Origin of the sequence: Pseudomonas sp. JAI111 (assembly GCF_024809425.1) — a bacterium.
Taxonomy (GTDB): domain Bacteria; phylum Pseudomonadota; class Gammaproteobacteria; order Pseudomonadales; family Pseudomonadaceae; genus Aquipseudomonas.
Genome location: NZ_JANUCB010000001.1, coordinates 875,537 through 902,535, shown reverse-complemented (window position 1 = coordinate 902,535; position 26,999 = coordinate 875,537). Strand labels below are relative to the sequence as shown.

The 26,999-nt window shown below is 60.1% G+C and carries 29 protein-coding genes; 16 read left to right on the top strand and 13 right to left on the bottom strand.

What is annotated here, in order from left to right; all coding sequences use genetic code 11:
* The first annotated feature begins 16 nt into the window (after positions 1-16).
* The 10 genes from ccmA to HNR03_RS04265 all read left to right on the top strand — a co-directional run bounded on the left by ccmA (position 17) and on the right by HNR03_RS04265 (position 7,403).
* Positions 17-652 (top strand): cytochrome c biogenesis heme-transporting ATPase CcmA, encoded by a 636-nt coding sequence (gene ccmA / locus HNR03_RS04310; protein ID WP_259151077.1) that lies wholly within the window; start codon positions 17-19, stop codon positions 650-652.
* Entirely contained in the window at positions 649-1,317 is a 669-nt protein-coding gene (gene ccmB, locus HNR03_RS04305; RefSeq protein ID WP_090188533.1) for a heme exporter protein CcmB, read from the top strand. The genes ccmA and ccmB overlap by 4 nt, the downstream gene beginning before the upstream one ends.
* Positions 1,318-1,395: 78 nt before the next feature.
* On the top strand, positions 1,396-2,151 hold the full coding sequence (locus HNR03_RS04300) for a heme ABC transporter permease (protein ID WP_259151075.1): 756 nt from the start codon (positions 1,396-1,398) through the stop codon (positions 2,149-2,151).
* Entirely contained in the window at positions 2,148-2,324 is a 177-nt protein-coding gene (gene ccmD, locus HNR03_RS04295) for a heme exporter protein CcmD (RefSeq protein WP_027922383.1), read from the top strand. The genes HNR03_RS04300 and ccmD overlap by 4 nt, the downstream gene beginning before the upstream one ends.
* Positions 2,321-2,776 carry a cytochrome c maturation protein CcmE gene (gene ccmE / locus HNR03_RS04290; RefSeq protein WP_259151074.1) on the top strand — a complete coding sequence of 152 codons (456 nt, stop codon included), beginning with the start codon at positions 2,321-2,323 and terminating at the stop codon, positions 2,774-2,776. Before ccmD ends, ccmE begins: the two co-directional genes overlap by 4 nt.
* 3 nt (positions 2,777-2,779) lie before the next feature.
* Entirely contained in the window at positions 2,780-4,768 is a 1,989-nt protein-coding gene (locus HNR03_RS04285) for a heme lyase CcmF/NrfE family subunit (RefSeq protein ID WP_259151073.1), read from the top strand.
* Positions 4,765-5,301: a DsbE family thiol:disulfide interchange protein gene (locus HNR03_RS04280; RefSeq protein ID WP_090181588.1), complete on the top strand. Its 537-nt coding sequence runs from the start codon at positions 4,765-4,767 to the stop codon at positions 5,299-5,301. Before HNR03_RS04285 ends, HNR03_RS04280 begins: the two co-directional genes overlap by 4 nt.
* Positions 5,298-5,768, top strand: coding sequence for a cytochrome c-type biogenesis protein (locus HNR03_RS04275; protein ID WP_090181589.1), 471 nt, complete (start codon positions 5,298-5,300; stop codon positions 5,766-5,768). Before HNR03_RS04280 ends, HNR03_RS04275 begins: the two co-directional genes overlap by 4 nt.
* A complete protein-coding gene (ccmI, locus tag HNR03_RS04270) occupies positions 5,765-6,967 on the top strand; it encodes a c-type cytochrome biogenesis protein CcmI (protein ID WP_259151072.1) in 1,203 nt (400 codons plus the stop codon). The genes HNR03_RS04275 and ccmI overlap by 4 nt, the downstream gene beginning before the upstream one ends.
* Positions 6,968-6,998: 31 nt before the next feature.
* A complete protein-coding gene (locus tag HNR03_RS04265; protein WP_090181593.1) occupies positions 6,999-7,403 on the top strand; it encodes a hypothetical protein in 405 nt (134 codons plus the stop codon).
* A gap of 212 nt (positions 7,404-7,615) precedes the next feature.
* Here HNR03_RS04265 and HNR03_RS04260 read toward each other — a convergent pair whose 3' ends face one another.
* On the bottom strand, positions 7,616-8,335 hold the full coding sequence (locus HNR03_RS04260) for an SDR family oxidoreductase (protein ID WP_259151071.1): 720 nt from the start codon (positions 8,333-8,335) through the stop codon (positions 7,616-7,618).
* A 314-nt stretch (positions 8,336-8,649) separates the two neighbouring features.
* Here HNR03_RS04260 and HNR03_RS04255 point away from each other — a divergent pair, with 314 nt between their 5' ends.
* Positions 8,650-9,054 (top strand): type II toxin-antitoxin system HicB family antitoxin, encoded by a 405-nt coding sequence (locus HNR03_RS04255; protein ID WP_208671878.1) that lies wholly within the window; start codon positions 8,650-8,652, stop codon positions 9,052-9,054.
* Positions 9,055-9,114: 60 nt separating this feature from the next.
* Here the strand turns inward: HNR03_RS04255 and HNR03_RS04250 are convergent, their stop codons facing one another.
* On the bottom strand, positions 9,115-10,320 hold the full coding sequence (locus HNR03_RS04250) for an MFS transporter (RefSeq protein ID WP_222585266.1): 1,206 nt from the start codon (positions 10,318-10,320) through the stop codon (positions 9,115-9,117).
* A gap of 234 nt (positions 10,321-10,554) precedes the next feature.
* Between HNR03_RS04250 and HNR03_RS04245 the strand changes: the two genes are divergently transcribed.
* On the top strand, positions 10,555-11,184 hold the full coding sequence (locus HNR03_RS04245; protein WP_259151070.1) for a DUF5666 domain-containing protein: 630 nt from the start codon (positions 10,555-10,557) through the stop codon (positions 11,182-11,184).
* Between the two features lie 156 nt (positions 11,185-11,340).
* On the opposite strand, the gene HNR03_RS04240 is transcribed toward HNR03_RS04245, so the two are convergent.
* The 8 genes from HNR03_RS04240 to gcl all read right to left on the bottom strand — a co-directional run bounded on the left by HNR03_RS04240 (position 11,341) and on the right by gcl (position 20,928).
* On the bottom strand, positions 11,341-12,339 hold the full coding sequence (locus HNR03_RS04240; protein ID WP_259151069.1) for a sulfate ABC transporter substrate-binding protein: 999 nt from the start codon (positions 12,337-12,339) through the stop codon (positions 11,341-11,343).
* A gap of 93 nt (positions 12,340-12,432) precedes the next feature.
* The gene (locus HNR03_RS04235; protein ID WP_259151067.1) at positions 12,433-13,257 is read right to left on the bottom strand and encodes an ion transporter; all 825 of its coding nucleotides are present in this window, start codon (positions 13,255-13,257) and stop codon (positions 12,433-12,435) included.
* A gap of 21 nt (positions 13,258-13,278) precedes the next feature.
* Entirely contained in the window at positions 13,279-14,193 is a 915-nt protein-coding gene (locus HNR03_RS04230; protein WP_259151066.1) for an urea transporter, read from the bottom strand.
* Positions 14,194-14,340: 147 nt separating this feature from the next.
* Positions 14,341-15,756: a pyruvate kinase gene (gene pyk / locus HNR03_RS04225; protein ID WP_259151065.1), complete on the bottom strand. Its 1,416-nt coding sequence runs from the start codon at positions 15,754-15,756 to the stop codon at positions 14,341-14,343.
* Complete coding sequence (locus HNR03_RS04220) at positions 15,746-17,026, bottom strand: glycerate kinase (protein WP_259151064.1); 1,281 nt, start codon at positions 17,024-17,026, stop codon at positions 15,746-15,748. Before HNR03_RS04220 ends, pyk begins: the two co-directional genes overlap by 11 nt.
* Before the next feature lie 150 nt (positions 17,027-17,176).
* Positions 17,177-18,070 carry a 2-hydroxy-3-oxopropionate reductase gene (locus HNR03_RS04215; RefSeq protein ID WP_259151063.1) on the bottom strand — a complete coding sequence of 298 codons (894 nt, stop codon included), beginning with the start codon at positions 18,068-18,070 and terminating at the stop codon, positions 17,177-17,179.
* 155 nt (positions 18,071-18,225) lie between these two features.
* Entirely contained in the window at positions 18,226-19,008 is a 783-nt protein-coding gene (gene hyi / locus HNR03_RS04210; RefSeq protein WP_222585274.1) for a hydroxypyruvate isomerase, read from the bottom strand.
* Positions 19,009-19,152: 144 nt separating this feature from the next.
* The gene (gene gcl / locus HNR03_RS04205; protein ID WP_090181614.1) at positions 19,153-20,928 is read right to left on the bottom strand and encodes a glyoxylate carboligase; all 1,776 of its coding nucleotides are present in this window, start codon (positions 20,926-20,928) and stop codon (positions 19,153-19,155) included.
* Positions 20,929-21,195: 267 nt separating this feature from the next.
* Here gcl and HNR03_RS04200 point away from each other — a divergent pair, with 267 nt between their 5' ends.
* Together HNR03_RS04200 and HNR03_RS04195 are read left to right on the top strand one after the other, a co-directional pair.
* The gene (locus HNR03_RS04200; protein WP_259151062.1) at positions 21,196-21,636 is read left to right on the top strand and encodes a heme-binding protein; all 441 of its coding nucleotides are present in this window, start codon (positions 21,196-21,198) and stop codon (positions 21,634-21,636) included.
* Between the two features lie 213 nt (positions 21,637-21,849).
* The gene (locus tag HNR03_RS04195; protein ID WP_259152081.1) at positions 21,850-22,308 is read left to right on the top strand and encodes an REP-associated tyrosine transposase; all 459 of its coding nucleotides are present in this window, start codon (positions 21,850-21,852) and stop codon (positions 22,306-22,308) included.
* A 129-nt stretch (positions 22,309-22,437) separates the two neighbouring features.
* Here the strand turns inward: HNR03_RS04195 and HNR03_RS04190 are convergent, their stop codons facing one another.
* Positions 22,438-23,043, bottom strand: a complete 606-nt coding sequence (locus tag HNR03_RS04190) for a TetR/AcrR family transcriptional regulator (protein ID WP_222585278.1) — start codon at positions 23,041-23,043, stop codon at positions 22,438-22,440.
* Between the two features lie 134 nt (positions 23,044-23,177).
* Here HNR03_RS04190 and HNR03_RS04185 point away from each other — a divergent pair, with 134 nt between their 5' ends.
* Complete coding sequence (locus tag HNR03_RS04185) at positions 23,178-24,092, top strand: DUF808 domain-containing protein (RefSeq protein WP_259151061.1); 915 nt, start codon at positions 23,178-23,180, stop codon at positions 24,090-24,092.
* Positions 24,093-24,263: 171 nt separating this feature from the next.
* Here the strand turns inward: HNR03_RS04185 and HNR03_RS04180 are convergent, their stop codons facing one another.
* On the bottom strand, positions 24,264-25,052 hold the full coding sequence (locus HNR03_RS04180) for a VacJ family lipoprotein (RefSeq protein ID WP_259151060.1): 789 nt from the start codon (positions 25,050-25,052) through the stop codon (positions 24,264-24,266).
* Positions 25,045-26,343: a serine/threonine protein kinase gene (locus HNR03_RS04175; protein ID WP_222585281.1), complete on the bottom strand. Its 1,299-nt coding sequence runs from the start codon at positions 26,341-26,343 to the stop codon at positions 25,045-25,047. Before HNR03_RS04175 ends, HNR03_RS04180 begins: the two co-directional genes overlap by 8 nt.
* A gap of 224 nt (positions 26,344-26,567) precedes the next feature.
* On the opposite strand from HNR03_RS04175, the gene HNR03_RS04170 reads away from it, so the two are divergent.
* A complete protein-coding gene (locus tag HNR03_RS04170) occupies positions 26,568-26,936 on the top strand; it encodes a hypothetical protein (RefSeq protein ID WP_259151059.1) in 369 nt (122 codons plus the stop codon).
* Positions 26,937-26,999 lie beyond the last annotated feature (63 nt).

Here is a 26,999-nt window from a genome sequence, read left to right as displayed (position 1 = left end):
AAAGGCCCGTGATCTCTTGACCAGTCCAGTCCTGCAAACCGTTGCCCTCGCTTGTGAGCGAGACCTTCGGCTGCTCTTCGAAAATCTCGATTTGAGACTGGCCAGTGGCGAAATGGTACAAATCAGCGGTCCCAACGGCAGTGGCAAAACCAGCCTGTTGCGCCTGCTGTCCGGCTTGATGCAGCCGACCGCCGGTCAAGTGCTGCTCAATGGCCAGCCGCTGAACGATCAGCGTCTTGAGCTGGCGCGCAACCTGTTGTGGATCGGCCATGCCGCCGGGATCAAGGATCTGCTGACGCCCGAAGAGAACCTGAGCTGGCTCTGCGCCTTGCATCAACCCGCATCTCATGACGCGATCTGGCAGGCGCTGGGTGCTGTCGGCCTGCGCGGCTTCGAGGATGTGCCCTGTCATACGCTGTCCGCCGGGCAGCAACGCCGCGTGGCGCTGGCGCGTCTGTACCTGGACAGCCCGCCGCTGTGGATCCTTGATGAACCGTTTACCGCGCTCGACAAACAAGGCGTGGCGCAACTCGAAGAACACCTGGCCGCCCACTGTGAGCGCGGCGGCATGGTGGTGCTGACCACTCACCATACGCTGAGCCGGTTGCCGGCCACCTATCGCGACATTGATTTGGGGAAATGGGCCGTATGAGTGTTTTCGGCCTGTTGGTCGCCCGTGAGGCCCGTCTGCTGTTCCGCCGTCCGGCGGAGCTGGCCAATCCGCTGGTATTCTTTGCGATCGTGGTATCGCTGTTCCCGCTGGCAGTCGGGCCTGAGTCTCAATTGTTGCAAACCTTGTCTCCGGGGCTGGTCTGGGTGGCGGCCCTTTTATCGGTGTTGCTCTCGCTGGACGGGCTTTTCCGCAGTGATTTCGAGGACGGTTCCCTGGAACAGTGGGTCCTTTCGTCGCACCCCTTGCCTCTTCTGGTTTTGGCCAAGGTACTGGCACACTGGGCCTTCTCTGGCCTGGCACTGGTTTTGCTCGCTCCACTGCTGGCGTTGATGCTTGGTTTGCCAACCGCTTGTCTGCCGGTGTTGCTGCTTTCCTTATTGCTCGGTACACCGGTGCTGAGCCTGCTCGGTGCAGTGGGCGCAGCCCTGACGGTAGGATTGAAGCGCGGCGGTCTATTGCTGGCTCTGCTGATTCTGCCGCTGTACATCCCGGTGTTGATTCTCGGCAGTGGCGCCTTGCAGGCAGCCTTGCAGGGCATGCCGGCGACCGGTTATCTCTTGTGGCTTGGTAGCCTGACCGCCCTGGCGATAACCCTGACACCTTTTGCAATAGCTGCTGGCCTGAAGATCAGCGTCGGCGAATAATGAGGTCTGGTCAAAATTTGACCAGTAAAGACCCTGGGCTGCTTGTAATAACGAGCAGCCACCGTGATGGAAACAGTAATGAACTGGACCTGGTTTCATAAGCTCGGCTCGCCCAAATGGTTTTACGGCATCAGTGGCAAACTGCTGCCGTGGCTGAGCATCGCCGCGTTGCTGCTGATTGGCGTCGGCGTCGTCTGGGGCCTGGCCTTCGCGCCGCCGGATTACCAGCAAGGCAACAGCTTCCGCATCATCTATATCCATGTTCCGGCTGCCATGCTGGCTCAGTCCTGCTATGTCCTGCTGGCCGTGTGCGGCGTGGTCGGGCTGGTGTGGAGGATGAAACTGGCCGACGTCGCCCTGCAATGCGCGGCGCCCATCGGTGCCTGGATGACCGCCGTGGCGCTGGTCACCGGCGCGATCTGGGGCAAACCAACCTGGGGCTCGTGGTGGGTCTGGGATGCGCGACTAACGTCCATGCTTATTCTGCTGTTTCTGTACTTCGGTCTTATTGCGCTGGGCAACGCCATCAGCAATCGTGACAGCGCCGCCAAGGCGTGTGCGGTATTGGCGATTGTCGGCGTGATCAACATCCCGATCATCAAGTACTCGGTGGAGTGGTGGAACACCCTGCACCAGGGCGCGACCTTCACCCTCACCGAAAAACCGGCCATGCCCGCCGAGATGTGGCTGCCATTACTGCTGACGGTGCTGGGTTTCTACTGTTTCTTCGGCGCGGTCCTGCTGCTGCGCATGCGCCTTGAAGTGCTCAAGCGCGAGGCCCGGGCGAGCTGGGTAAAAGCTGAAGTGCAGAACAGTCTGGAGGCCGTTCGATGAGTTTTGCTTCATTCGGCGACTTCCTCGCCATGGGGCATCATGCCCTGTATGTCTGGTCAGCCTACGGCATCTGCCTGGCGGTGCTGGTCCTCAACGTTGCGGCGCCGATCCTGGCCCGCAAGCGGTATCTGCAACAAGAGGCGCGTCGTTTGCGCCGGGAGAACGGCAAGTGAGTCCGCTGCGCAAAAAGCGTCTTATCATCATTCTCGCGATCCTGGTTGGTGTCGGCGCTGCGGTCGGCCTGGCCTTGAGCGCCCTGCAGCAGAACATCAACCTGTTTTACACCCCGACCCAGATCGCCAACGGCGAAGCTCCGCAAGACACGCGCATTCGCGCCGGCGGCATGGTCGAGAAGGGCTCGCTGCAACGTTCCGGCGACTCGCTGGACGTCAAATTCATCGTCACCGACTTCAACAAATCCGTGACCATCAGCTATCGCGGCATCCTGCCGGACCTGTTCCGCGAAGGGCAGGGCATCGTTGCCCTCGGCAAGCTCAACGCTGACGGCGTGGTAGTCGCTGATGAGGTGCTGGCCAAGCACGACGAGAAGTACATGCCGCCCGAAGTGACCAAAGCGTTGAAAGACAGCGGTCAGTCGGCGCCGACACCTGCGAAAGAGGGTTAATTGATGACTTCCGCACTCTTTATCCCTGAACTGGGCCAGTTGGCCATGATCCTGGCGCTGTGTTTCGCGCTGGTTCAAGCCGTCGTGCCGTTGCTCGGCGCCTGGCGCGGTGACCGTTTGTGGATGAGCCTGGCGCAGCCTGCTGCCTGGGGTCAATTCACCTTTCTGGTTTTCGCCTTCGGTTGCCTGACCTATGCCTTCATGACCGATGACTTCTCCGTCGCGTATGTGGCCAGCAACTCCAACAGCGCCTTGCCTTGGTATTACAAATTCAGCGCGGTGTGGGGCGCTCACGAAGGTTCGTTGCTGCTCTGGGCCTTGATTCTCGGCGGCTGGACCTTCGCGGTGTCGGTGTTCTCCCGGCAGTTGCCGCAAGTGATGCTGGCCCGGGTGCTGGCGGTGATGGGCATGATCAGCACCGGTTTCCTGCTGTTCCTGATCCTCACGTCCAACCCGTTCGCACGGATCCTGCCGCAGATTCCGGCGGACGGTCGCGACCTCAATCCCTTGCTGCAAGACATCGGCCTGATCGTTCACCCGCCGATGCTCTACATGGGCTACGTCGGTTTCTCCGTAGCGTTCGCATTCGCCATCGCCGCGTTGCTCGGCGGTCGCCTGGATGCGGCGTGGGCACGCTGGTCCCGTCCGTGGACCATCGTCGCCTGGGCCTTCCTCGGCATCGGCATCACCCTCGGTTCATGGTGGGCCTACTATGAACTCGGCTGGGGCGGCTGGTGGTTCTGGGACCCGGTAGAAAACGCCTCCTTCATGCCTTGGCTGGTGGGCACCGCGCTGATTCACTCCCTGGCGGTCACGGAAAAGCGTGGCGTGTTCAAGAGCTGGACGGTGTTGCTGGCCATTGCCGCCTTTTCGCTGAGCTTGCTCGGTACATTCCTGGTGCGTTCCGGCGTGCTGACCTCGGTTCACGCGTTTGCCTCCGACCCCGAGCGCGGCGTGTTCATCCTGATCTTCCTGCTGTTTGTGGTCGGTGGTTCGTTGACCCTGTTCGCCCTGCGCGCTCCGGTGGTGAAGAGCCATGTGGGCTTCAATCTCTGGTCCCGGGAAACCCTGTTGCTGGGCAACAACCTGGTGTTGGTGGTGGCGGCGTCGATGATCCTGCTTGGCACCTTGTATCCGCTGATTCTCGACGCAATGACCGGCGCCAAGCTGTCGGTCGGTCCGCCGTACTTCAACGCGCTTTTCGTGCCGTTGATGGCGTTGCTGATGGTGGTGATGGCTGTCGGCATGCTGGTGCGCTGGAAAGACACCCCGGTCAAATGGCTGATGAGCATGCTGACCCCGGTGTTGCTCGGCAGCGCCGCGTTGGCGGTAGTGGCCGGTGTCGCGTATGGCGATTTCAACTGGGCGGTGATTGCGACGTTCATGCTCGCGGCCTGGGTATTGCTGGCCGGTGTGCGCGACATCCTCGACAAGACGCGCCACAAAGGCCTGATCAAAGGCCTGCCGACCCTGACACGCAGTTATTGGGGCATGCAAATCGCGCACTTGGGCATCGCCGTCTGCGCCCTCGGTGTCGTGCTCTCGAGCCAGAACAGTGCCGAGCGCGACTTGCGTCTGGCGCCGGGCGAGTCCATGGACCTGGCCGGTTATCACTTTGTGTTCGAAGGCGCCAAGCACTTCGAAGGCCCCAACTTTACCTCCGACAAAGGCACCATTCGGGTAATCAAGGGCGGCAAGGAAGTCAGCGTGCTGCACCCGGAAAAACGCCTCTACACCGTGCAGAACTCGATGATGACCGAAGCCGGGATCGACGCCGGTTTCACCCGTGACCTTTACGTTGCACTGGGCGAACCGCTAGGCGATGGCGCCTGGGCGGTGCGCGTTCACGTTAAACCGTTCGTGCGCTGGATCTGGTTCGGCGGCCTGCTCACAGGTTTCGGCGGGTTGCTGGCAGCGCTGGACCGGCGTTATCGGGTCAAGGTGAAAAGCCGCGTGCGTGAAGCGCTTGGCATGACTGGAGCCACTGCATGAGACGTTGGTTGATGCTGTTGCCACTGGCGATTTTTCTGGTAGTGGCTGTTTTCCTTTATCGCGGGCTCTATCTGGACCCGGCCGAGTTACCCTCGGCAATGATTGGCAAGCCGTTCCCTGAGTTCTCCCTGCCAGCGGTGCAGGGCGAGAAGACCCTGACCAAGGCCGATATTCTTGGCAAACCGGCCTTGGTCAACGTCTGGGGCACCTGGTGCATTTCCTGCCGGGTCGAGCACCCGGTGCTGAACAAACTGGCCGAGAAGGGCGTGGTGATTTACGGGATCAACTACAAGGACGTCAACGCCGACGCCTTGAAGTGGCTGACCGAATTCCACAACCCGTATCAGCTGGACATTCGTGACGACGCCGGCTCCCTCGGGCTAAACCTTGGCGTTTACGGTGCTCCCGAAACCTTCTTCATCGACGCCAAAGGCATCATCCGCGACAAGTTTGTCGGGGTGATCGACGAGCAGGTCTGGCGCGAAAAACTGGCGGCCAAGTACCAGGCACTGGTCGACGAGGCCAAGCCATGAAGCGCTGGATCGCTGCGGCCGTACTGGGCTTGAGCATGGCTGGCGTCGCCCACGCGGCCATCGACACCTACGAGTTCGCCAAAGAAGCGGATCGCGAGCGTTTTCGCGAGCTGACCAAAGAACTGCGTTGCCCCAAGTGCCAGAATCAGGACATCGCCGATTCCAACGCACCGATCGCCGCCGACCTGCGCAAAGAGATTTTCCGCATGTTGGGCGAGGGCAAGGACAATCAGCAGATCATCGATTTCATGGTCGATCGCTACGGTGATTTCGTCCGCTACAAACCCGCTCTGAACGCCAAGACAGCCTTGCTCTGGTTCGGTCCGGCCGGCCTGCTGCTGGGCGGTTTCGTGATCATCGCCGTGATCGTCCGCCGTCGTCGCGTGCAACGCGCTGACACCAAGGATGAGCTCTCTGCCGAGGAGCGTGAGCGCCTCGACCACCTGTTGGATAAAAACCAAGAATGATTGATTTCTGGCTCGCTGCAGGTCTGCTACTTCTGGTTGCCCTGAGTTTTCTGTTGATCCCCGTTCTGCGTGGCCGTCGCGCGCAGCTTGAAGAGGATCGTACTGCCCTGAACGTTGCGCTGTATCAAGAGCGCGTGGCTGAGTTGCAGACTCAGCAGGAAGAGGGCGTTCTGGACACTGCCCAGATGGACACCGGGCGTGCTGAAGCCGCCCGTGAGTTGCTCGCCGACACTGAAGGCGTCGAGGCACCGAGGGTGTCGCGCCTGGGCAAGCCATTGCCTTTGCTGGCGGCGATTCTGGTGCCGGTCCTGGGCCTTGGCCTGTACCTGCATTTTGGTGCCAGCGACAAAGTCGAACTGACCCGCGAATTCTCCCAGGCGCCGCAGTCGATGGAAGAAATGACCCGGCGTCTGGAACGCGCGGTCGCGGCTCAACCGGAATCGGCCGAAGGCTTGTACTACCTCGGTCGCACCTACATGGCTCAGGACCGTCCGGGCGATGCCGCCAGGATCTTCGAGCGCACGGTGAACCTGGCCGGTCGTCAGCCGGAATTGCTCGGCCAATGGGCGCAAGCCCAGTATTTCGCCGATGGCAAAAAATGGTCGGACAAGATTCAGGCATTGACCGACGAAGCGCTCAAGGCCGATCCGAAAGAAGTCACCAGCCTGGGCTTGCTCGGTATCGCCGCGTTTGAAAGCCAGCGTTATCAGGATGCCATCGACTACTGGAATCGCCTGCTGGCGCAACTGCCACCGGAGGACAATTCCCGTGCCGCGCTGCAAGGCGGGATTGCCCGGGCCACCGAGAAGCTCGAAGCCGGCGGCGGCAAAGTCGCCCAAGCGCCGGCGGCCAAGGCAGCTGCGCTGTTGAAAGTCACGGTCGATCTGGCGCCAGAACTGAAGGCCAAGGTTCAACCCGGCGACAGCGTGTTCATTTTCGCCCGCGCCACGTCAGGGCCACCGGCACCACTGGCCGCCAAGCGCCTGACCGTGGCCGACTTGCCGGCAACCGTCGAACTGGGCGATGCCGACGCAATGATGCCGCAGTTGAAACTGTCGAACTTCCCTGAAGTCCAACTGGTTGCGCGCATTTCCCGCGCCGGCCAACCGACTGCCGGCGAATGGATCGGTCGTAGCCAGCCCCTGGCCAGTAGCACCAACGCGCCGCAAAAACTGACCATCGACAGCCCGGACAAATAGCCGTCCGGGACAATTAACAGGAAGCACCGCCATGACCGCCATTGCTCGTATCACCCTGCTCAGTCTGGTCCTGGGGCTGAGCGCCTGTGCGGTCCAACGGCCCGAGCCGACGCGGCTGCCGCCGATCCCGCCCTCGCAGCCCGGCACCAAACCGGCGCCATCGACGGTACCAGGCAAATCGACCACCCCGAGCAAACCGGCCAAACCACTGCCACGCACCTCCGCCAGCTTCGCGCCGCCTCCGGGCGGCAACAGCCACTGGGATGCCAAGATGGGCGTGTACGTGCTCGACGATCAACCCAACACCTTCTATCGCCAGCGCACCTACTACCGCTGGAACAACGGCTGGAGCCGCTCGGTCAGCCCGGACGGGCCTTGGGAAGAAACAGACATCCATGGCGTACCGGGTGGATTGGGCAGGCAATTCGGGCAGTAAATGAAAACGGCGATCTCAGGATCGCCGTTTTGTTGTTTGGGGTCTGTGGACAAAGGTTTCCATCGCGGCCAAACGGTCCATCTAACATCCTTGTAGAGATCAACATGTGGGAGCGGGCTTGCCCGCGATGGCGTTGGTACATTCAACATTGATGTGACTGACGTTCAGTCATCGCGGGCAAGCCCGCTCCCACAGGAGACGGGTGCAGTCCGTCAGAACGCCGCTTTGCCTATCGAAGATCCGCCGTCGACAAACAACGTTTGTCCGGTGATAAACCCGCTCTGCTCCGACAACAAGAACGCAATCGCTGCGGCGATCTCCTGCGGCTGCCCCAAACGCCCCATCGGCACACCCGCCAGATACCGCGCTTCACCTTCGCTGCCCGGTGGGTTGTTCGCCCGAAACAGTTCTGTTTCTGTTGGCCCCGGCGCCACCGCGTTCACCGTCACACCGGTTAGTGCCAGTTCCAGAGCCCAAGACCGGGTGAAGCTGATCAACGCCGCTTTGGCCGCTGCATACGCGGTGCGCTGAGTGATACCAAGCACCGTCAAACTGGAGATGTTCACCACCCGACCCCAACCCTTTGCGCGCATGTTCGGCAGCAGTGCCTGAGTGGCCTGCAGCGCCGAATGCAGGTTGACCCGCATCACGTCATCGAAGGTGTCGAGGTCGATTTCACCCAGCACTTGCGGGCGCACCAGCCCGACGTTGTTCACCAGTCCGTCGAACTCGTAAGTCTTGGCCAGGTCCGCCAATACTTCCTGGGTCAGCGTTCTGTCGCCCAGGTCCAGCGGGAACAAAATGCCGGGAAAGCTCAGGTCAGGCGTTCGGGCAATGCCTACCACCCGATGCCCGGCGCGGTCCAGATGCTCGGCCACTGCCCGACCAATGCCTTTGCTGGCGCCGGTAATGAGAAAGGTACGTCGAGTCATTTCACGCTCCTTGAAAGAACATGCCGCCGGATCAGGCCGCGTTTGAAGGATCAGCCGCGAGTCGCATCCAGCATCGCTTCAGGCTTTGGGCGTTGAGTGTAATCCGGGTTGACCTCGGCGTAATAAATCACACCGCGCAAAAGGATTCATTCAGGGGAATGCCGTGTCCCACATAAACACCCTGTAAAACAACCGCGCGTCCCAATCCGGCTTTTATGCTTGAGGAAAAATAACTCTAGGGTTACTTTTTGAGCCTGAACAAGGAGGCGAGCCGGACTGTACTGCCCGGGAGCCAGTTATGCAGGAGATCCATAATGCAATATCCAATCTGTATCGAGTGGGGCGACGAGAATACCGCCATCGGTATTCAGATCCCCGATATTCCAGGCGCCGTAACTGCCGGGGATACGTTTGAAGACGCCTATAACGCGGCAATCGAAATTGCTCACATCATGCTTCAGGAGATTGCGGCGGACGGAGAGTCGATACCTATGCCGACCTCAGCGGCTGTTCACCGTGGGAACCCTGATTTTGCCAACATGGGCTGGGGCATGCTGGAACTGGACATCGCGCCGTACATGGGCAAAACCGAGAAGGTAAACGTCACGCTTCCCGGTTATGTGATCCAGCGCATTGACCGGTATGTACGTGAGCACAATGTCAAAAGCCGCTCCTCCTTTCTGGCAGATGCGGCGATGGAGAAATTGGTTCGACACTGAGTGTCTGTCGGATGCGTTGCAATCGCGGGCAGGTTGGATCGCCCGCGAAGCTTTGTCACGTTACGCCGTCACCAGCGATGCTTTGTGCGAAACACTCAAGAACCGCAACAACGCCAACAACGGGAACGCGCTGCCCACGATCACGATCCATAACCAGCCGCCTTGCTCATATACCGCGCTGGCCACCGATGAACCAAACGCGCCGCCGATGAAGATGCTGGTCATGTACAGCGCATTCAAGCGGCTGCGGCTTTTGGCGTCGAGGGCGTAGACCGCGCGTTGGCCGAGGACCATGTTCATTTGTACGCAGAAGTCGAGCACCACGCCGGTGACCGCGAGGCCGATGACGCTGTAGGCCGGATGGATGAAGGCTGGCAGAAAACTCAGGCTGGCGAACAGCAGGGCCAGCAATGACGCGATGCGCGTGTGGCCAGCGTCGGCCAGTCGACCGGCAATGGGCGCGGCTATGGCGCCAATGGCACCGACCAGGGCGAAGATCGCGATCTGGGTTTGCGACAGGCCATGGTTGCGCGCCAGCTCCAGCGGCACGGCGGTCCAGAACAGGCTGAACGTGGCGAACATGCAGCCCTGGTAGAACGCGCGTTGACGCAACACCGGTTGTTGGCGCAACAACGTCCACAGAGAGCCGAGCAACTGACCATAGGACGCGCTGTGATCAGGTTGACGCTTGGGAATGGTCAGCGCCAGCACAACGCTGATCGCTGCCATCAACACCGCCGCAATCACGAACATCGCACGCCAGCCGAAGTGGTCAGCCACGACGCTGGACACCGGCCGCGCCAACAAAATGCCCAGCAACAAACCGCCCATGATCCCGCCGACCACACGGCCGCGCGACTCTTCGGGCGCCAGGTGCGCAGCCAGCGGAATCAGGATCTGCACCGATACCGAACTGAACCCCACCAACAGCGAGATCAGCAAAAACACGTTCGGCTGATCGGTGAACGCAGCCCCCAACAGGCTGGCAATCGCCACCACGGTGGTGATGATCATCAGGCGGCGGTTTTCCAGCAGATCGCCCAGCGGCACGAGGAAGAACAGACCCAGTGCGTAACCGATCTGGGTCAGCGAAACAATCAGGCTGGCCATCGTGCTGGTCAGGCCGATGTCCGGCGCGATCAGGCCGATGATCGGCTGGGCGTAGTAGATGTTGGCCACAATGGCGCCGCAGCAAAAGGCGAACAGCATCACCATGCCTTTGGTCATTGTCGCGGTGCCGTGGGGCACCTGGGTCGCTGGGTTCATAACGGGTCTCGCTGAACAGAAGAGGATGCGCGCAGGCTAAACAGGTATCGAATTGGGCAGAAGAGGGTTTGAAGTGATAGCAATCATTCCTTTGCGGAATGAGTGACGGACGCCTGTAGTGTCCGTCGATGAGCCTTGCGTCAAAACATTGAGGTCTGATGATACATTCACTTACATCCTGTTCGATAGCGTGCTTATGTTCTCTCTCACGTTTCATAACCGGAAGGCACTTCCATGAATGCGATGTTTCGTCACTTTGTTCGCGGCGTTTCAGCTCTCACCTTGATCGGCTTGTTCACGGCGGGCGTGGCCCAGGCTGCAGACGCACCGGGCATGCGCATCGGCGTGCGGGGCGAGATCACCGGGGTGAGCCCGGATGCCTTGAAAGTTCACGTCAACAGTGGTGAAAACGTGGTCATCAACCTGACCCCGGACACCAAGGTCCGCGCCGTCACCCTGGCCAATATCGAAGACATCAAGCCCGGCAGCTACATTGGTACGGCGGCGATACCGCAGGACGACGGCACTTTAAAGGCGCTGGAAGTCCACGTCTTTCCACCGGAACTGGCCGGCAGTGGCGATGGGCATCGGCCGTTCGATCTGGTCAAGGGCAGCAGCATGACCAATGGCAGCGTGGGGGATCTGGTGGTTAGCAACGGCCGGATCCTGACCGTCAACTACAAGGGCGGGCAGCAGAAGATTCTGGTGCCGGAGGATGTGCCGATCGTGAACCTGGTGCCAGGCGATCGCAGCTTGTTGAAGGTCGGGGTGAAAATCGTCACGTTCGTTATCCAAAGTGCGGATGGAACGCTGACGGCGCAATCGATCTCGGCGGGCAAGGATGGTGTTACGCCACCGATGTAACGGTGCATCGAGGAATGAACTCACCACTGATCGTTCCCATGCTCTGCGTGGGAATGCCTCATTGGACGCTCTGCGTCCGCTGTTGGGACGCGGAGCGTCCCGGGCTGCATTCCCACGCAGAGCGTGGGAACGATCAGTCAGCGGCGGGCTCAGGAATTACTGGCCGTTGTAAATCTGGTCAAATATCCCGCCATCATTGAAGTGGGTCTTCTGCACGGTGCGCCAGTCGCCGAAAGTCTTCTCTACCGAGAGGAAATCCACTTTCGGGAAGCGGTCGGTGTACTTGGCCAGCACGGCCGGATCACGCGGACGCAGGTAGTTCGCCGCTGCAATCTCCTGGCCTTCCGGCGACCACAGGTACTTCAGGTATTCCTCGGCAGCCGCGCGGGTGCCTTTTTTGTCGACGGTTTTGTCGACCACGGACACCGGCGGCTCGGCTTCGGCGGAGACGCTTGGGTAGATCACTTCAAACTGGTCACGGCCAAACTCACGGGCAATCATTTCCGCTTCGTTTTCGAAGGTTACCAGCACGTCGCCGATCTGATTGGTCATGAAAGTTGTGGTCGCTGCGCGGCCGCCGGTATCCAGCACCGGTGCTTGCTTGAACAGTTTGCCGACGAAGTCTTTGGCCTTGTTTTCGTCGCCGCCATTCTTCAGCACGTAACCCCAAGCCGAGAGGTAGGTGTAGCGGCCGTTACCCGAAGTCTTCGGGTTCGGCACGATCACTTGCACGCCGTCCTTGAGCAGGTCGGGCCAGTCTTTCAGGGCTTTCGGGTTGCCTTTGCGGACGATGAACACGGTGGCCGAGGTAAACGGTGCGCTGTTGTTCGGCAGGCGGGTGACCCAGTTGTCCGGGACCAGTTTGCCGTTGTCCGCCAAAGCGTTGATGTCAGTGGCCATGTTCATGGTGATGACGTCAGCCGGCAGGCCGTCGATCACCGAGCGCGCCTGTTTGCTTGAACCACCGAAAGACATTTGCAGGGTGATGTTTTCGTTGTGCTCGGCTTGCCAGTGTTTCTGGAACGCAGTGTTGTAGTCCTTGTAGAAATCGCGCATCACGTCGTAGGAAACGTTGAGCAGGGTCGGTGCGGCCTGAGCCACGCTGGTCAGTGCCAGGCCAGCGGCCAGAAGTGAGGCGCCAAAGAGTTTTTTCACTGCGCATTCCTTGTTCTAATTTAAATTTGAGGCAATTTGCCAGCGACTATAACTGCGCTCGCATAGTCCTTTAAAGATTAAAAAGCACTTTGCTTATTCCAGTTTTCTGAACAGTGCATTGCCACAGCGCGAGCAGAATGCGGCGCCATGTTCATGGCTGCTTTTCTTGCAAACCGGGCAGTCGTGTTGCAGCTGTTCGCCGCGCATGGCGTTGGCCAGTTCCGCAGTGAAGATCCCGGTCGGCACCGCGATGATCGAGTAACCCGTGATCATCACCAGCGATGAAATCACCTGGCCCAACGGCGTCTTGGGCACGATGTCGCCGAAGCCAACAGTGGTCAGCGTGACGATCGCCCAATAGATGCCTTTGGGAATGCTGGTGAAGCCGTGTTCCGGGCCTTCGATCACGTACATCAATGTGCCGAACACCGTCACCAGGGTGCAGACGCTGACGAGGAACACCACGATCTTCTGCTTGCTGCCGCGCAGCGCCGACATCAGGTAGTTGGCTTGCTTGAGGTACGGGCTGAGCTTGAGCACGCGGAAGATCCGCAGCATCCGGATGATCCGGATAATCAGCAGGTACTGCGCATCGGCGTAATACAGCGCAAGGATGCCGGGCACGATCGCCAGCAAATCCACCAGCCCGTAAAAGCTGAACGCATAGCGCAACGGCTTGGGTGAGCAATAAAGCCGCAGAGCGTATTCGATGGCGAAGATGATCGTGAAGCCCCACTCGATGTACGCCAGCACATTGGCGTAGTTCTGGTGGATCGCGTCGATGCTGTCGAGCATCACGATGATGATGCTGGCGAGGATGATCAACAGCAGGATGCCGTCGAAGCGCCGTCCTGCCGTGGTGTCGCTTTGGAAAACCATGACGTAAAGGTCTTTACGCCAGTCTTTGCTGCTGTCCATGGATACCGCCTGAACCAATGATCAGCGAAGCCTAGGTTGATTCTCCCCAGTAGCGCAAGGCTCACGGGCGACCGTGGCTTTGTCGAGCTTTTGAGTGGCGGTACGCAGCAGCCAGCAGGCGAGGATGAAGGGCGCGGTCAGCGTGGGCATACCGACAGCGGCAAACATCGGCGTCAGCAGCAGCGCTAAGGCTATGCCGGCCACCGGCAGCCACGACGGCTGGCGCTGCGAGCTGAAGGCGAGGGCGGCGAGAACGGCGTTATAGCTGCCGAGGCCCAGCAGAGCGGTGTAGAAGTCGTGGTTCAACAGACTCCAGCCCATGCCCGCGACAGACGCCAATAACGCCCAGCAGAATGCGCGGCGATCAGCGATCAGCAAACCGGCGGCAATCATCGCACCGGCCAGTGGATGACCCAGGAACATCACCTGGCCCAGGCCTTTGAATGGGGCGGCGAGCATGTTTAGCGTGTTGATTTCGATCAAATGCGCCGTCGTCGAAGGGGTGGCGAAACACAACAGCAGCCAGCTGATCCCCACGAAAGGTGCGGTGTAGACAGGCAGGTATTGGCTGATCCGCACGCGTTTGAGCCACTGCTGGGTGATCATTGCGCTCAGACCGCCGCAGGCAATGATCACCAGAGGCAACATCGCGGACCAAGGGAAATACAGACTCAGCAGCAGGCCGAGCAAAACGCCGTTATAGCTGAAGAGTCCGGCCTGACGGTCGGCCTTGGCGTAGCCGCGGCGCTGCGCGGTAAGCAGCCCGGCGACGCCACCGAGCAGCGCACCGCCGAGCAAGGCCGGCGCGGTAAAAAGAATCGCCAACAGGCACAGCAGACCGCACAGCGGATGGCGTTGGAGGAAGATCTGGCTGAAACCGTTGAGCAGGGCAGTCGCCCAATCGGGGCAGTGGGTGTTGAAGTGGTTGGCAGGCATGGCAGTTCTGAAAGTCAGTGAAACCGAGACGGCTGCATCGCCAGCAGGCTGGCTCCCACAGTGAATCTCCGTTCAGTCTTGATTCCGTGATCGACACAAAACCAATGTGGGAGCCAGCCCGCTGGCGATGAGGCCGGTATAGGCGCTCTAGATCAATGTCTCGATACGCAGTGAGTTAGTCGACCCCGGCTGCCCAAACGGCACACCCGCGGTGATCAATAAAGTGTCTCCGCGCTGCGCCATGCCTTGGGCCTGCGCAATCTCCAGCGCCGTCGAGCACACTTCGTCGACCTGCCGCAGCCGATCATTGACCACCGAGTGCACCCCCCACGCCACCGTCAAACGGCGCGCCGTCTGCAAGTTCGGGGTCAGGTTGAGGATCGGCACCGTCGGCCGTTCCCGCGCCGCACGCAAACTCGAGGTGCCCGACTCGCTGTAATTGACCAGCACCGCCACCGGCAGCACGTTGCTGATACGCCGAATCGCGCAGCTGATCGCATCGGAAACCGTCGCCTCAGCCTTAGGCCGGCTGACATCCAGTTGCGCCTGGTAGTCCGGGCCGTTTTCCACCTGACGGATGATTTTGCTCATCATCTGCACGGCTTCCAGCGGGTATTCGCCGGACGCGGTTTCCGCTGACAGCATTACCGCGTCGGCACCTTCGGCCACGGCGTTGGCCACGTCAGTGACCTCGGCGCGGGTCGGGGCAGGGGAGAAGCGCATCGACTCCAGCATTTGCGTCGCCACCACCACCGGTTTACCGAGCTGACGGCAGAGGGCGATGATGTTTTTCTGAATCTGCGGCACGCTTTCGGCCGGCACTTCCACGCCCAGGTCACCGCGAGCGACCATGATCGCATCGCTCAATTCAGCGATCTCGCGCAGCTGTGTCACGGCCGATGGCTTCTCGATCTTGGCCATCAAGAACGCCTTGTCGCCGATCAGTTCGCGGGCTTCGCGGATGTCTTCCGGGCGTTGCACGAACGACAGCGCGACCCAGTCCACGCCCAGCTCCAGGCCGAAGCTCAAATCGCGACGGTCCTTGGCGGTCAGCGGGCTCAGGTCCAGCACCGCTTGCGGCACGTTCACCCCTTTGCGGTCGGACAATTCGCCGCCGTTGAGCACGGTGGTGTCGATGGCGTCGGCGTACTTGGTGACGACGCGAAGGCGCAATTTGCCGTCGTCGAGCAGCAGGTCCATGCCCGGTTCCAGCGCGGCGATGATTTCCGGGTGAGGCAAGTTAACGCGGCGCTGATCGCCGGGTGTCGGGTCGAGGTCCAGGCGCAGGGCCTGGCCGCGATGCAACTGCACTTTGCCCTCGGCGAACTTGCCGACCCGCAGTTTCGGGCCTTGCAGGTCCATCAGAATGCCCAGCGGGTAATTCAACTGGCGCTCGACTTCACGAATCCATTGATAGCGCTGGGCGTGGTCGGCGTGATCGCCGTGGCTGAAGTTCAGGCGAAAAATGTTGACCCCGGCCTGCACCAATTCGCGGATGTCGTCGATCCCGTCAGTGGCCGGACCGAGGGTGGCGAGGATTTTGACCTTTTTATCAGGCGTCATGTTTAGGGCTCTCGAGGATCAGGATGGCGCGGAAGTCATTGACGTTGGTGCGGGTCGGCTCGGTGACGATCAGTGCGTCCAGCGCCTCGAAATAGCCGTAGCCATTGTTGTTGTCCAACTCGTCGCTGGCGCTCAGACCGAGGGCTGCGGCGCGGGCGTAGCTGTCCGGGGTCATGATTGCGCCGGCGTTGTCTTCGGAGCCGTCGATGCCATCGGTGTCGCCGGCCAACGCGTAGACGCCGGGCAGGCCTTTGAGGCTGTCGGTCAGGCTCAGGAGAAATTCGGCGTTACGTCCGCCACGGCCCTTGCCGCGCACGGTGACGGTGGTTTCGCCACCGGACAGAATCACGCAAGGCGCCGCCAGGGGCTGACCATGCAGGACGATTTGCCGGGCGATGCCGGCGTGAACCTTCGCCACTTCCCGGGATTCGCCTTCCAGGTCACCGAGGATCAGCGGGCTGAAACCGGCCTGACGGCACTTCACCGCTGCTGCTTCCAGGGATTGCTGCGGACGGGCGATCAATTGGAAATGACTGCGCGCCAGGTTCGGATCGCCAGGTTTGACGGTTTCCGATTCCGGGCTTTGCAACCAGGTGCGCACCGAGGCCGGGACATCGATGCCGTAGCGTTTGAGGATCGCCAGGGCTTCGGCCGACGTGCTTGGGTCGGCCACGGTGGGGCCGGAGGCGATGACGGTAGCGAGGTCGCCCGGCACATCGGAAATCGCGTAGGTATAAACAGTGGCAGGCCAGCAGGCTTTGCCGAGACGGCCGCCCTTGATCGCCGAGAGGTGCTTGCGCACGCAATTCATCTCGCCGATGGTGGCGCCGGATTTGAGCAGGGCTTTGTTGATCGACTGCTTGTCGGCCAGGGTGATGCCTTTGGCCGGAAGGGCGAGCAACGCCGATCCGCCGCCCGAGAGCAGGAAGATCACGCGGTCTTCTTCGGTCAGGTTGCTGACCAGTTCCAACACGCGCTTGGCGACGGCTTGGCCAGCAGCGTCAGGCACCGGGTGAGCGGCTTCGACGACTTCGATTTTTTCGCACGGGGCGCCGTGACCGTAACGCGTCACCACCAGACCTGAGACTTCACCCTGCCAGCAGCGCTCGACCACCTGGGCCATCGCGGCGGCGGCTTTGCCGGCACCGATGACGATCACCCGACCGCTGCGATCCTTGGGTAAATGGGCTTCGAGGACGTGTTGCGGATGGGCCGCGTCGATGGCTGTGGCAAACAGCTCGCGCAGCAGTTGTTGCGGATCGACCGACATGGCGGGCTCCCGGAATTCTTGTTATTGGAGGGTGGAGCACCCCGGATCCTTGTGGGAGCCAGCCTGCTGGCGATTCAGGCGCTGAGGTCTATCAGACACATCGCGTCGATTTCATCGCCAGCAGGCTGGCTCCCACAGGTCAGGCAGGGCTTACTTCTTATCGCGAATCGAGAAATTCGCCATGTGTTCCAGGCCCTTGATCAGTGCCGAGTGGTCCCAGTTGCTGCCACCGATGGCCGCGCAGGTGCTGAACACTTGCTGGGTGTTGGCGGTGTTCGGCAGGTTGATGTTCAGCTCCTTGGCGCCTTGCAGGGCCAGGTTCAGGTCCTTCTGGTGCAGGCTGATGCGGAAGCCCGGGTCGAAGGTGCCTTTGATCATGCGCTCGCCGTGCACTTCGAGGATCTTCGACGACGCGAAGCCGCCCATCAGCGCTTCACGCACCTTGGCCGGATCAGCACCGTTTTTCGAGGCGAACAGCAGCGCTTCGGCCACGGCCTGGATGTTCAGCGCGACGATGATCTGGTTCGCCACTTTCGCGGTTTGACCGTCACCGTTGCCGCCGACCAGGGTGATGTTCTTGCCCATCGCCTGGAACAGCGGCAGGGCGCGTTCGAAGGCATCGGCATCGCCGCCGACCATGATGCTCAGGGTCGCAGCCTTGGCGCCGACTTCACCGCCAGACACTGGCGCATCGAGGTATTGCGCGCCTTTTTCGTTGATCTTTGCCGCGAATGCCTTGGTGGCGGTCGGCGAGATCGAGCTCATGTCGATGACGATTTTGCCTTTGCCGACACCGGCGGCAACGCCATCTTCGCGGAACAGTACGTCGTCTACCTGTGGGGTATCCGGCACCATGATGATGATGATTTCAGCTTCCTGGGCCACTTCTTTCGGGTTCGCCAGGGCGACGGCGCCAGCGGCAACCAGGTCGGCAGGCGCGGCGTCGTGGTGCGCCGACAGGAACAGGCTGTGACCGGCTTTCTGCAGGTTCAACGCCATTGGGTGGCCCATGATGCCGGTGCCGATAAATCCGATTTTAGCCATGAGAAATTCCTCTTGTTTTTGTGTTGCTCAAGCAAATGGGGGCATAGCTTTTTGTAGGAGTGAGCCTGCTCGCGATTCAGGCGCTGCGGTACATCAGGTGTACCAAGGTGATTTCATCGCGAGCAGGCTCACTCCTACAGGGGATCTGTGTCAGATCAGATCGCGTTATGGGTTTTCAGCCAGCCCAGGCCCGCTTCAGTGGTGGTCAGCGGCTTGTATTCACAGCCGATCCACCCCTGATAACCGATGCGGTCCAGGTGTTCGAACAGGAAGCGGTAGTTGATTTCACCGGTGCCCGGTTCGTTGCGTCCTGGGTTGTCGGCCAACTGGATGTGGTTGATCTCGCCCAGGTGCGCGGCCATGGTGCGGGCCAGGTCGCCCTCCATGATTTGCATGTGATAGATGTCGTATTGCAGGAACAGATTGACGCTGCCGACCTGTTCGCGAATCGACAGGGCTTGCGCCGTGTTGTTCAGGTAGAAACCCGGGATGTCGCGGGTGTTGATCGCTTCCATCACCAGTTTGATGCCGGCCGCTTGCAGCTTGTCGGCGGCGTACTTGAGGTTGGCGACGAAGGTTTTTTCCACGGTGGCATCGTCGACGCCTTGTGGACGAATGCCGGCCAGGCAGTTGACCTGGGTGTTGCCCAGCACTTGTGCGTAGGCGATGGCCAGGTCGACACCGGCGCGGAACTCTTCAACACGGTCCGGCAGGCACGCGATACCGCGCTCACCCTTGGCCCAGTCACCGGCCGGCAGGTTGAACAGCACCTGGGTCAGACCGTTGGCATCGAGCTTGGCCTTGATTTCGGCGGAGCTGAAGTCGTAAGGGAACAGGTACTCGACACCACTGAAGCCGGCCTTGGCGGCCGCTTCGAAACGGGCGAGGAAGTCCTGTTCGGTGAAGAGCATGGACAGGTTGGCTGCGAAACGCGGCATGGTGGTCTCCCGTAAATGTGTTGTTGGGATCGTTCCCACGCTCCGCGTGGGAATGCCTCAATGGACGCTCCGCGTCCGCTTTGGGACGCGGAGCGTCCCGGGCTGCATTCCCCCGCAGAGCGTGGGAACGATTATCATCAGCTGTTAATCAAGCAACGAAATCGCGGTTGGCGCATCGTTGCCGACCAGCGCCAGGTCTTCGAATTCGTTGACGGCGTTGATCTCGGTGCCCATTGAAATGTTGGTCACGCGCTCCAGAATAATCTCGACGATCACCGGTACCTTGAACTCTTCGATCAGTTCCTGAGCCTTGCGTAGGGCAGGCTGGATCTGACCCGGTTCGAACACACGCAGTGCCTTGCAGCCGAGGCCTTCGGCGACCGCGACGTGGTCGACACCGTAACCATTGAGTTCCGGAGCGTTCAGGTTATCGAAGGACAGCTGTACGCAATAGTCCATGTCGAAACCGCGCTGGGCCTGACGAATCAGCCCCAGGTACGAGTTGTTTACCACAACGTGGATGTACGGCAGCTTGAACTGCGCGCCCACCGCCAATTCTTCGATCATGAACTGGAAATCATAGTCGCCCGACAGTGCCACGACCTTGCGGCTCGGGTCAGCCTTGACCACGCCCAGTGCGGCCGGAATGGTCCAGCCCAATGGACCGGCCTGACCGCAGTTGATCCAGTGACGCGGCTTGTAGACGTGCAGGAACTGCGCGCCGGCAATCTGCGACAGACCGATGGTGCTGACGTAGCAAGTGTCTTTGCCGAACACCTGGTTCATCTCTTCGTACACCCGTTGCGGCTTGACCGGCACGTTGTCGAAGTGAGTCTTGCGTTGCAGGCTGGCTTTGCGCTGTTGGCAATCTTGCAGCCAGGCGCTGCGGTTTTTCAGCTTGCCGGCGGCTTGCCACTCGCGAGCGACTTCGATGAACACGGTCAGCGCGGCAGCAGCGTCGGAGACGATGCCCAGGTCCGGGTTGAACACCCGGCCGATTTGCGTCGGTTCGATGTCAACGTGGATGAACTTGCGGCCTTCGGTGTACACGTCGATCGAGCCGGTGTGACGGTTGGCCCAACGGTTACCGACGCCCAACACCACGTCGGACTTGAGCAGGGTGGCGTTGCCGTAGCGGTGCGACGTCTGCAGACCGACCATGCCGACCATCAACGGGTGATCGTCCGGGATCGTACCCCAGCCCATCAGGGTCGGGATGACCGGGATACCGGTCAGCTCGGCGAACTCCACCAGCAACTCGCTGGCGTCGGCATTGATGATGCCGCCACCGGCGACCAGCAATGGACGCTCGGCCTGATCGAGCATGGCCAAGGCCTTCTCGATTTGCACGCGGTTGGCGGTTGGCTTGGCCAGCGGCAGTGGTTCGTAGGCGTCGATATCGAATTCGATTTCAGCCATCTGCACGTCGAACGGCAGGTCGATCAGCACCGGGCCTGGACGGCCGGAGCGCATTTCGTAGAAGGCTTTCTGGAAAGCGTAAGGCACTTGGCCCGGTTCCATGACGGTGGTTGCCCACTTGGTCACTGGCTTGACGATGGTGGTGATATCGACCGCCTGGAAGTCTTCCTTATGCATGCGCGCCCGCGGCGCCTGACCGGTGATGCACAAGATCGGAATCGAGTCGGCCGAGGCGCTGTAGAGCCCGGTGACCATGTCGGTGCCGGCAGGTCCCGAAGTCCCGATGCATACGCCGATGTTGCCGGCCTTGGTTCGGGTGTAGCCCTCGGCCATGTGCGAGGCGCCTTCAACGTGGCGAGCGAGGACGTGATCGATGCCACCGACCTTCTGCAAGGCGGAGTACAGCGGGTTGATTGCGGCGCCCGGGATGCCAAAAGCGGTATCAACCCCTTCGCGGCGCATCACCAGAACGGCGGCTTCGATTGCTCTCATTTTGCTCATGGTTTTGTGCCTCTTACGTTTTGTAATTGTATACAAGTGGCTTTGCGCAGAGTGTATTCACGGCGGACGGCGCAGGTCAATCCATTTTCTCAAGCGACTGTTTCATTCGTCGGAAGGCCGTCCTGCTGTGGCTTTTCGTCGCATGTGGCGCTTTTCGATAATTATTGTATACAAAAAAATAACTCATTGTGTTCTATTTGTTGCATCGGACTGCGGCACAACGGCGCAGCCCAACGGCTTTCCGAAAAACAAAATGAGGACGGCACCATGAGCGCTTTAACCTTGAAAGTCGCAGTCAGCCTGACCACTCAGGCCATCTCCGCTGCGCGTGCAATCTCGGCAGCCCCGTTAACCATCGCGGTGCTGGACGCCGGCGGGCACCTGATTACCCTGCAACGCGAAGACGGCGCCAGCCTGCTACGCCCGCAGGTCGCCATCGGCAAAGCCTGGGGCGCCATCGCCCTCGGCAAAGGCTCACGCCTGCTGGCACTGGACGCCCAACAACGCCCGGCCTTCTTTGCCGCGTTGAATAGCCTTGGGCAAGGCAGCGTCGTGCCGGCACCGGGTGGCGTGTTGATTCGGGATCAGGACGGCAATGTGCTGGGAGCGGTGGGGGTCAGCGGGGATCTGTCGGATGTTGATGAGCAGTGCGCGATCAGTGCGATCGAGGCGATGGGGTTGAGGGCGGATGCGGGGGTTACTGCCTAGTATTGTTGTAGATTGATCTATCGCCATCGCGAGCAAGCTCGCTCCCACGTTGGATTTTCGGTGAGCACAAATGTTGTGAGCACCCCTAACCTCTGTGGGAGCGAGCTTGCTCGCGATAGCTATCTTCTGGACACATCCAGCTAAAAATCTGCCCCACCCTCAAGCATGCACAGGTCTAGCCTTCACATGACTTAAATCATGAGAGGCAAAGGAATGCCATATCTTCCTGCTTCACATCGCCTGCGCCTTGGTCGTTATGCCGAAGCAAATCGCATTTATCTGCTGACCACCAATACACTGGACCGAGTGCCTGTCTTCAAGGATTTCTTTTTGGGACGATTGGTCGTGGACCAATTTCGTCACGCTCAAAATCAGGGTTGGGCAAATTCATTGGCTTGGGTCGTGATGCCCGACCACTTTCACTGGCTGATCGAATTGCAGCAGGGATCTTTGAGTGAGCTGATGCAAAAGACCAAATCACTGAGTACGCGGGCAGTCAACATGTCCACCGGTCGCAGGGGCAGTCTTTGGCAGCAGGGCTATCACGATCGAGCATTGAGGAGAGAGGCGGATTTGGTTCAGCTTGGGCGATATGTTGTGACCAACCCATTGCGGGCTGGCTTAGTTGCACGGTACGGCGATTATCCGCTGTGGGATGCTATCTGGGTTTGATCGGATACCGTATTGCCGCCATCGCGAGCAAGCTCGCTCCCACAGTGGATTTGGGTTGGCCCCCAACTTCGTGAACACCTGCAATTTCTGTTGGAGCAGGCTTGCCCGCGATGGAGTCAATGAGGTTTTTCAGTCTGGCTCACACCCCTTCAACACCAGCCGAATAATCGTCTGTGCCGCCGCTTCATAATCGGCCTCATCCAGTTTGTCTTTGCCGGTCACCGCAGAAATCTGCCAGTCGAAGTCGGCATAGGTCTGGGTCGCGGCCCAGATGCTGAACATCAGGTGGTTGGGGTCGATCGGGGCGATTTGGCCGCGGTCGATCCAGGTCTGGATGCAGGCAATATTGTGCTTGGCCTGGCCATTGAGTTGCTCGACCAGGTCGGCGCTCAGGTGCGGGGCGCCGTGCATGATTTCGCTGGCGAACACCTTCGAAGCGAAGGGCAGGTCGCGGGAGATGCGGATCTTCGAGCGGATGTAACCACTCAGCACTTCACTCGGCACCCCATCGGCGTTGAACGGCGTCGAGGCCTGCAGAATCGGCTCGATGATGCTTTCCAGGACCTCGCGGTAGAGGTTTTCCTTGGATTTGAAGTAGTAATAGACGTTGGGCTTGGGCAATCCGGCCTTGGCTGCGATGTCGCTGGTTTTGGTCGCAGCAAAGCCCTTGTCGGCAAATTCTTCACTGGCGGCACGCAGGATCAGTTCTTTGTTGCGCTCGCGGATAGTGCTCATAAACCAGGGGGTTCCTTGCCTGTTCTGGCGGTTGCGCATGGTAGCACCGGGCTCGCGCGGCGCTCAAGAATGCCCCGTGTGACGCTTGGCCGCGCTATGCTGCGCGGCATTCATTCAAGAAGGAAACCTGATTCATGGCAGGAAGCAGTTTGCTGGTGTTGATCGACGACATCGCTGCAGTACTCGACGATGTAGCGTTGATGACCAAAATGGCCGCCAAGAAAACCGCTGGTGTACTCGGCGATGATCTGGCGCTCAATGCCCAGCAGGTCAGCGGTGTACGCGCCGAACGGGAAATCCCGGTGGTTTGGGCGGTCGCCAAAGGCTCGTTTCGCAATAAATTGATCCTGGTGCCGTCGGCATTGGCCATTAGCGCGTTCATTCCCTGGCTGGTCACGCCGCTGTTGATGGTCGGTGGCGCGTACCTGTGTTTCGAAGGTTTCGAGAAACTCGCCCACAAGTTTCTGCATAGCCAAGACGAAGACCAGGCTGAACATGCCGAGCTGGTCGAGGCGGTGGCCGATCCGGCGGTCGATCTGGTGGCGTTCGAGCAGGACAAGATCAAAGGCGCGGTCCGTACGGATTTCATTCTGTCGGCGGAAATCATCGCGATCACCCTGGGCACGGTGGCGGATGCGTCGTTGACCCAGCAGGTCATCGTGCTGTCGGGCATTGCCATCGTCATGACCATCGGTGTTTACGGGTTGGTCGCGGGCATCGTCAAGCTCGACGACCTGGGCCTGTGGCTGACTCAGAAACCCGCACAGATGGCCAAAAGCATCGGCGGCGCGATTCTGCGTGCAGCGCCGTACATGATGAAAAGCCTGTCGGTGATCGGCACGGCGGCGATGTTCCTGGTCGGCGGCGGGATTCTGACCCATGGCGTGCCGGTGGTTCATCACTGGATTGAAAGCGTCAGTGCCGGGGCGGGCGGTGCCGGGTTTATCGTGCCGACGTTGCTGAATGCAGTGGCGGGGATTGTGGCGGGTGCGTTGGTGTTGGCGGGGGTGATGGGGGTCAGCAAGATCTGGCGCTCAGTCAAAGGCTGAGATCCAGCGGCCTAATCGTTCCCACGCTCTGCGTGGGAATGCCTCAATTGGACGCTCTGCGTCCGCTTATGGATGTGACGCAGAGCGTCACGGGCTGCATTCCCACGCAGAGCGTGGGAACGATCAGGCCATTCGACTCGCATCGAATGGCCTTTTTTGTTGCCGCCGGATTTACTCGGCGATCTGCAACTTGCGCGACTCGGTGTAGACGTAACGCACTTTCTCGTACTCGAACGGCGAGTTCAGTTGGCCGTAACGGAAGCTGGTCTGGTAGCGCTTGTCGATACTGCGCAGGACCCAGATCTCCGGGTGGTTTTCGCTGACTTGCGCGACGTTCAGGAAGTTGATCGCCGACTCGGTAGTGAAGTCCACGGCCAGGCCACCCGTATCGCGGATGTTCGAAGGGCCGAGGATCGGCAGCACGAAGTACGCGCCACCCGGTACACCGTAGAAGCCCAGGGTCTGGCCGAAGTCTTCGCTCTGGCGCGGCAGGCCCATGGCGGTAGCCGGGTCCCAGAGGCCGGCGATGCCGACGGTGGTGTTGAGCAGCAGGCGCGCGGTGGTATCCAGCGAGCGCTTGCCCTTGAACTGCAGCAAGCTGTTCACCAGGTTCGGCACATCGCCCAGGTTATTGAAGAAGTTGCTGACGCCGGTGCGCAGGAAGCTGGGTGTGATGTAGCGATAGCCGTCGACCACCGGCAGGAACACCCATTGGTCGAAACGGTAGTTGAAGTGGTAAACCCGACGGTTCCACTCTTCCAGCGGGTCATAGACCGCCAGCGCGTTGAGTGTCGAGCGTTCGAACTCGCGCTGATCCAGCCCCGGGTTGAATTTGAGTTTGCTCAACGGCTCTTTGAAGCCGTCAGTGCCGACCACGACAGGAGCGTTGGCTTTGCTGTTGTCGGCATTAGCGACGCCTGCACAGAGTAACGCTGCGATAAGCAGGAGATATTTAGCCACGGAAAAACTCCAGCATGGCGTCGCTGTTGACGCGGTAGTTAAGGTTGCCGCAATGGCCGCCCAATGGATAAACGGTCAAGCGATCACCGAAGGTCTTGCGCAGGAAGCCAAGATCGCCAGGGCCGAGAATCACATCGTCAGCGTTGTGCATGACGGCGATCTTCGGGCTGTCGTGCAGGTAATCCTTGAGGGCGTACAGGCTGACCTGGTCGATCAGTTGCAGCAGGCTGCCGCCGTCGGTGCGGGCACGCCACATCGGGATGACTTGCTCGGTGATGTAGCAATCGAAGTCGCATTGCAGCGCACGCTTGAGGAACGGCGTGAGGCTGGTGCCTTCGGTGATCGGGTATTTAGGCGGGGTGATCAGGCCGCGACGGTTGATCAGGTCCGAGGTGAAGGCAATGTCGGCCGCCGAGAAGCGGAAGGAGGTGCCGATCAGCATGGCCATCTGTTCGTTGGTCAGGTGCTGCTTGGACTGCTGGAAGTCATAGAGCAGGGCATCGTTGAGGTCGATATAGCCCTTCTGCTGGAAGTAGCGGGTCAATTTGTTCAGCACCAGTTCATAGAAGGTGGTGCTGTTGTTGATGCCCTTGACCTCGGTCTGGACCAGCTTGTCCAGGTTGGTGATCGAGGTGTAGAGGTTGACCGGAGGGTTGAGCAGCAGGACTTTCTTGAAGTTGAAGCTGCGGCGGGTTTCGTCCAGGTGCGCGACGAATGCCGCGTCCAGTGCGCCCAGGCTGTAGCCGCTCAGGTAGTAATCGGTGACGGGAACGTTCGGGTTTTGCGCCCGCACGGCCTGCATCACCCGGTACATGTCTTCGGCGTCTTCCTTGGTAATACCGGGTGTGGCAAAGCGAGAGGCTGCGCTCATGAAGTCGAAGCTGGTGGGCGACGACAGTTGCACCACGTGGTAGCCGGCCTTGTAATAGAGCTTTTTCAGGTATTCGTTGATGCTGCTGTCATAGCGCGCGCCGGTACCGGCGATCAGGAAGATCAGCGGTGCGGCTTTTTCCTGGGTGGCGATGCGATAGGTCAGTTTTTTGACCGGCCAAAAGTTGTCCGGCAGTTGAAATGCCCGCTCCGGGCGCAATGTCACGCTGCGTGTCTGCTGATCGATGTCGTCGTCCAGCGGTAACTCCGGACGCAGGTCCGGTGGCGTCGTGGCGATAGTCGCCTCGAACGGGTTGGTCAGGGGATAGCCATAACTGGCAGCGTCGATGTCGACCGCCAATGCGGACGCACTTAATATCAGGCCGCCAAATAGGGCGGCGAAGCGCAAGGAACGGAGCATGACTGAATCCCTTAGGGAAAGGTGCCGAATGAAGTTCGCAGGCTATGACCACCGCGATTGCGCCAAAGTGCCATGCCTCGGCACCAATCAGGCCTAATTTGGGGGTAATAGTAGCTAGACGATACACTTTGCAGCGAATGCGTGACCAATTATCTGCTTTGCGCGGTTGCTTACCGCTGTGGGGAGATTAAGCTGGCCGCCGTTTTCGTTTATTGGAGTGCTTCATGTCCCGCCGTCTGCCTGTGATTCTGCTGCTCGTTTTACTGCCTTTATGGCTGGCCGCCAGTTATGGCGCGCGATATGGCTTCATGGAGGATGCGCAGTGGGTCGGCTTGTGCGTGGACGAGGCAAGCCGCTGGGAATGCCAGGTTCGTTCCAGCCTGGGGTTGATGATTCACTTCAAGGTGTTGGGCTTTGCCGCATTGGCCGCAGCGATCATTGGTTTTGCAGTACCGGGCCGGGCAGGGTGGTGGTTGGCGGTATTGGCGCTGGTGTTAGGGTTTCCGGCATTGGCGCTATACAACACGACGTTGGCGGTGTTTGCGGTGGTGATTGCTGCACTGCGGTTGGTGAGAAAAACTACCGTTCGTTAGGTTTCTTGCATTACCTGTTATTTCTGACAGTTGACGTTCTCCAGAGCTCGGATCTAAATGGCC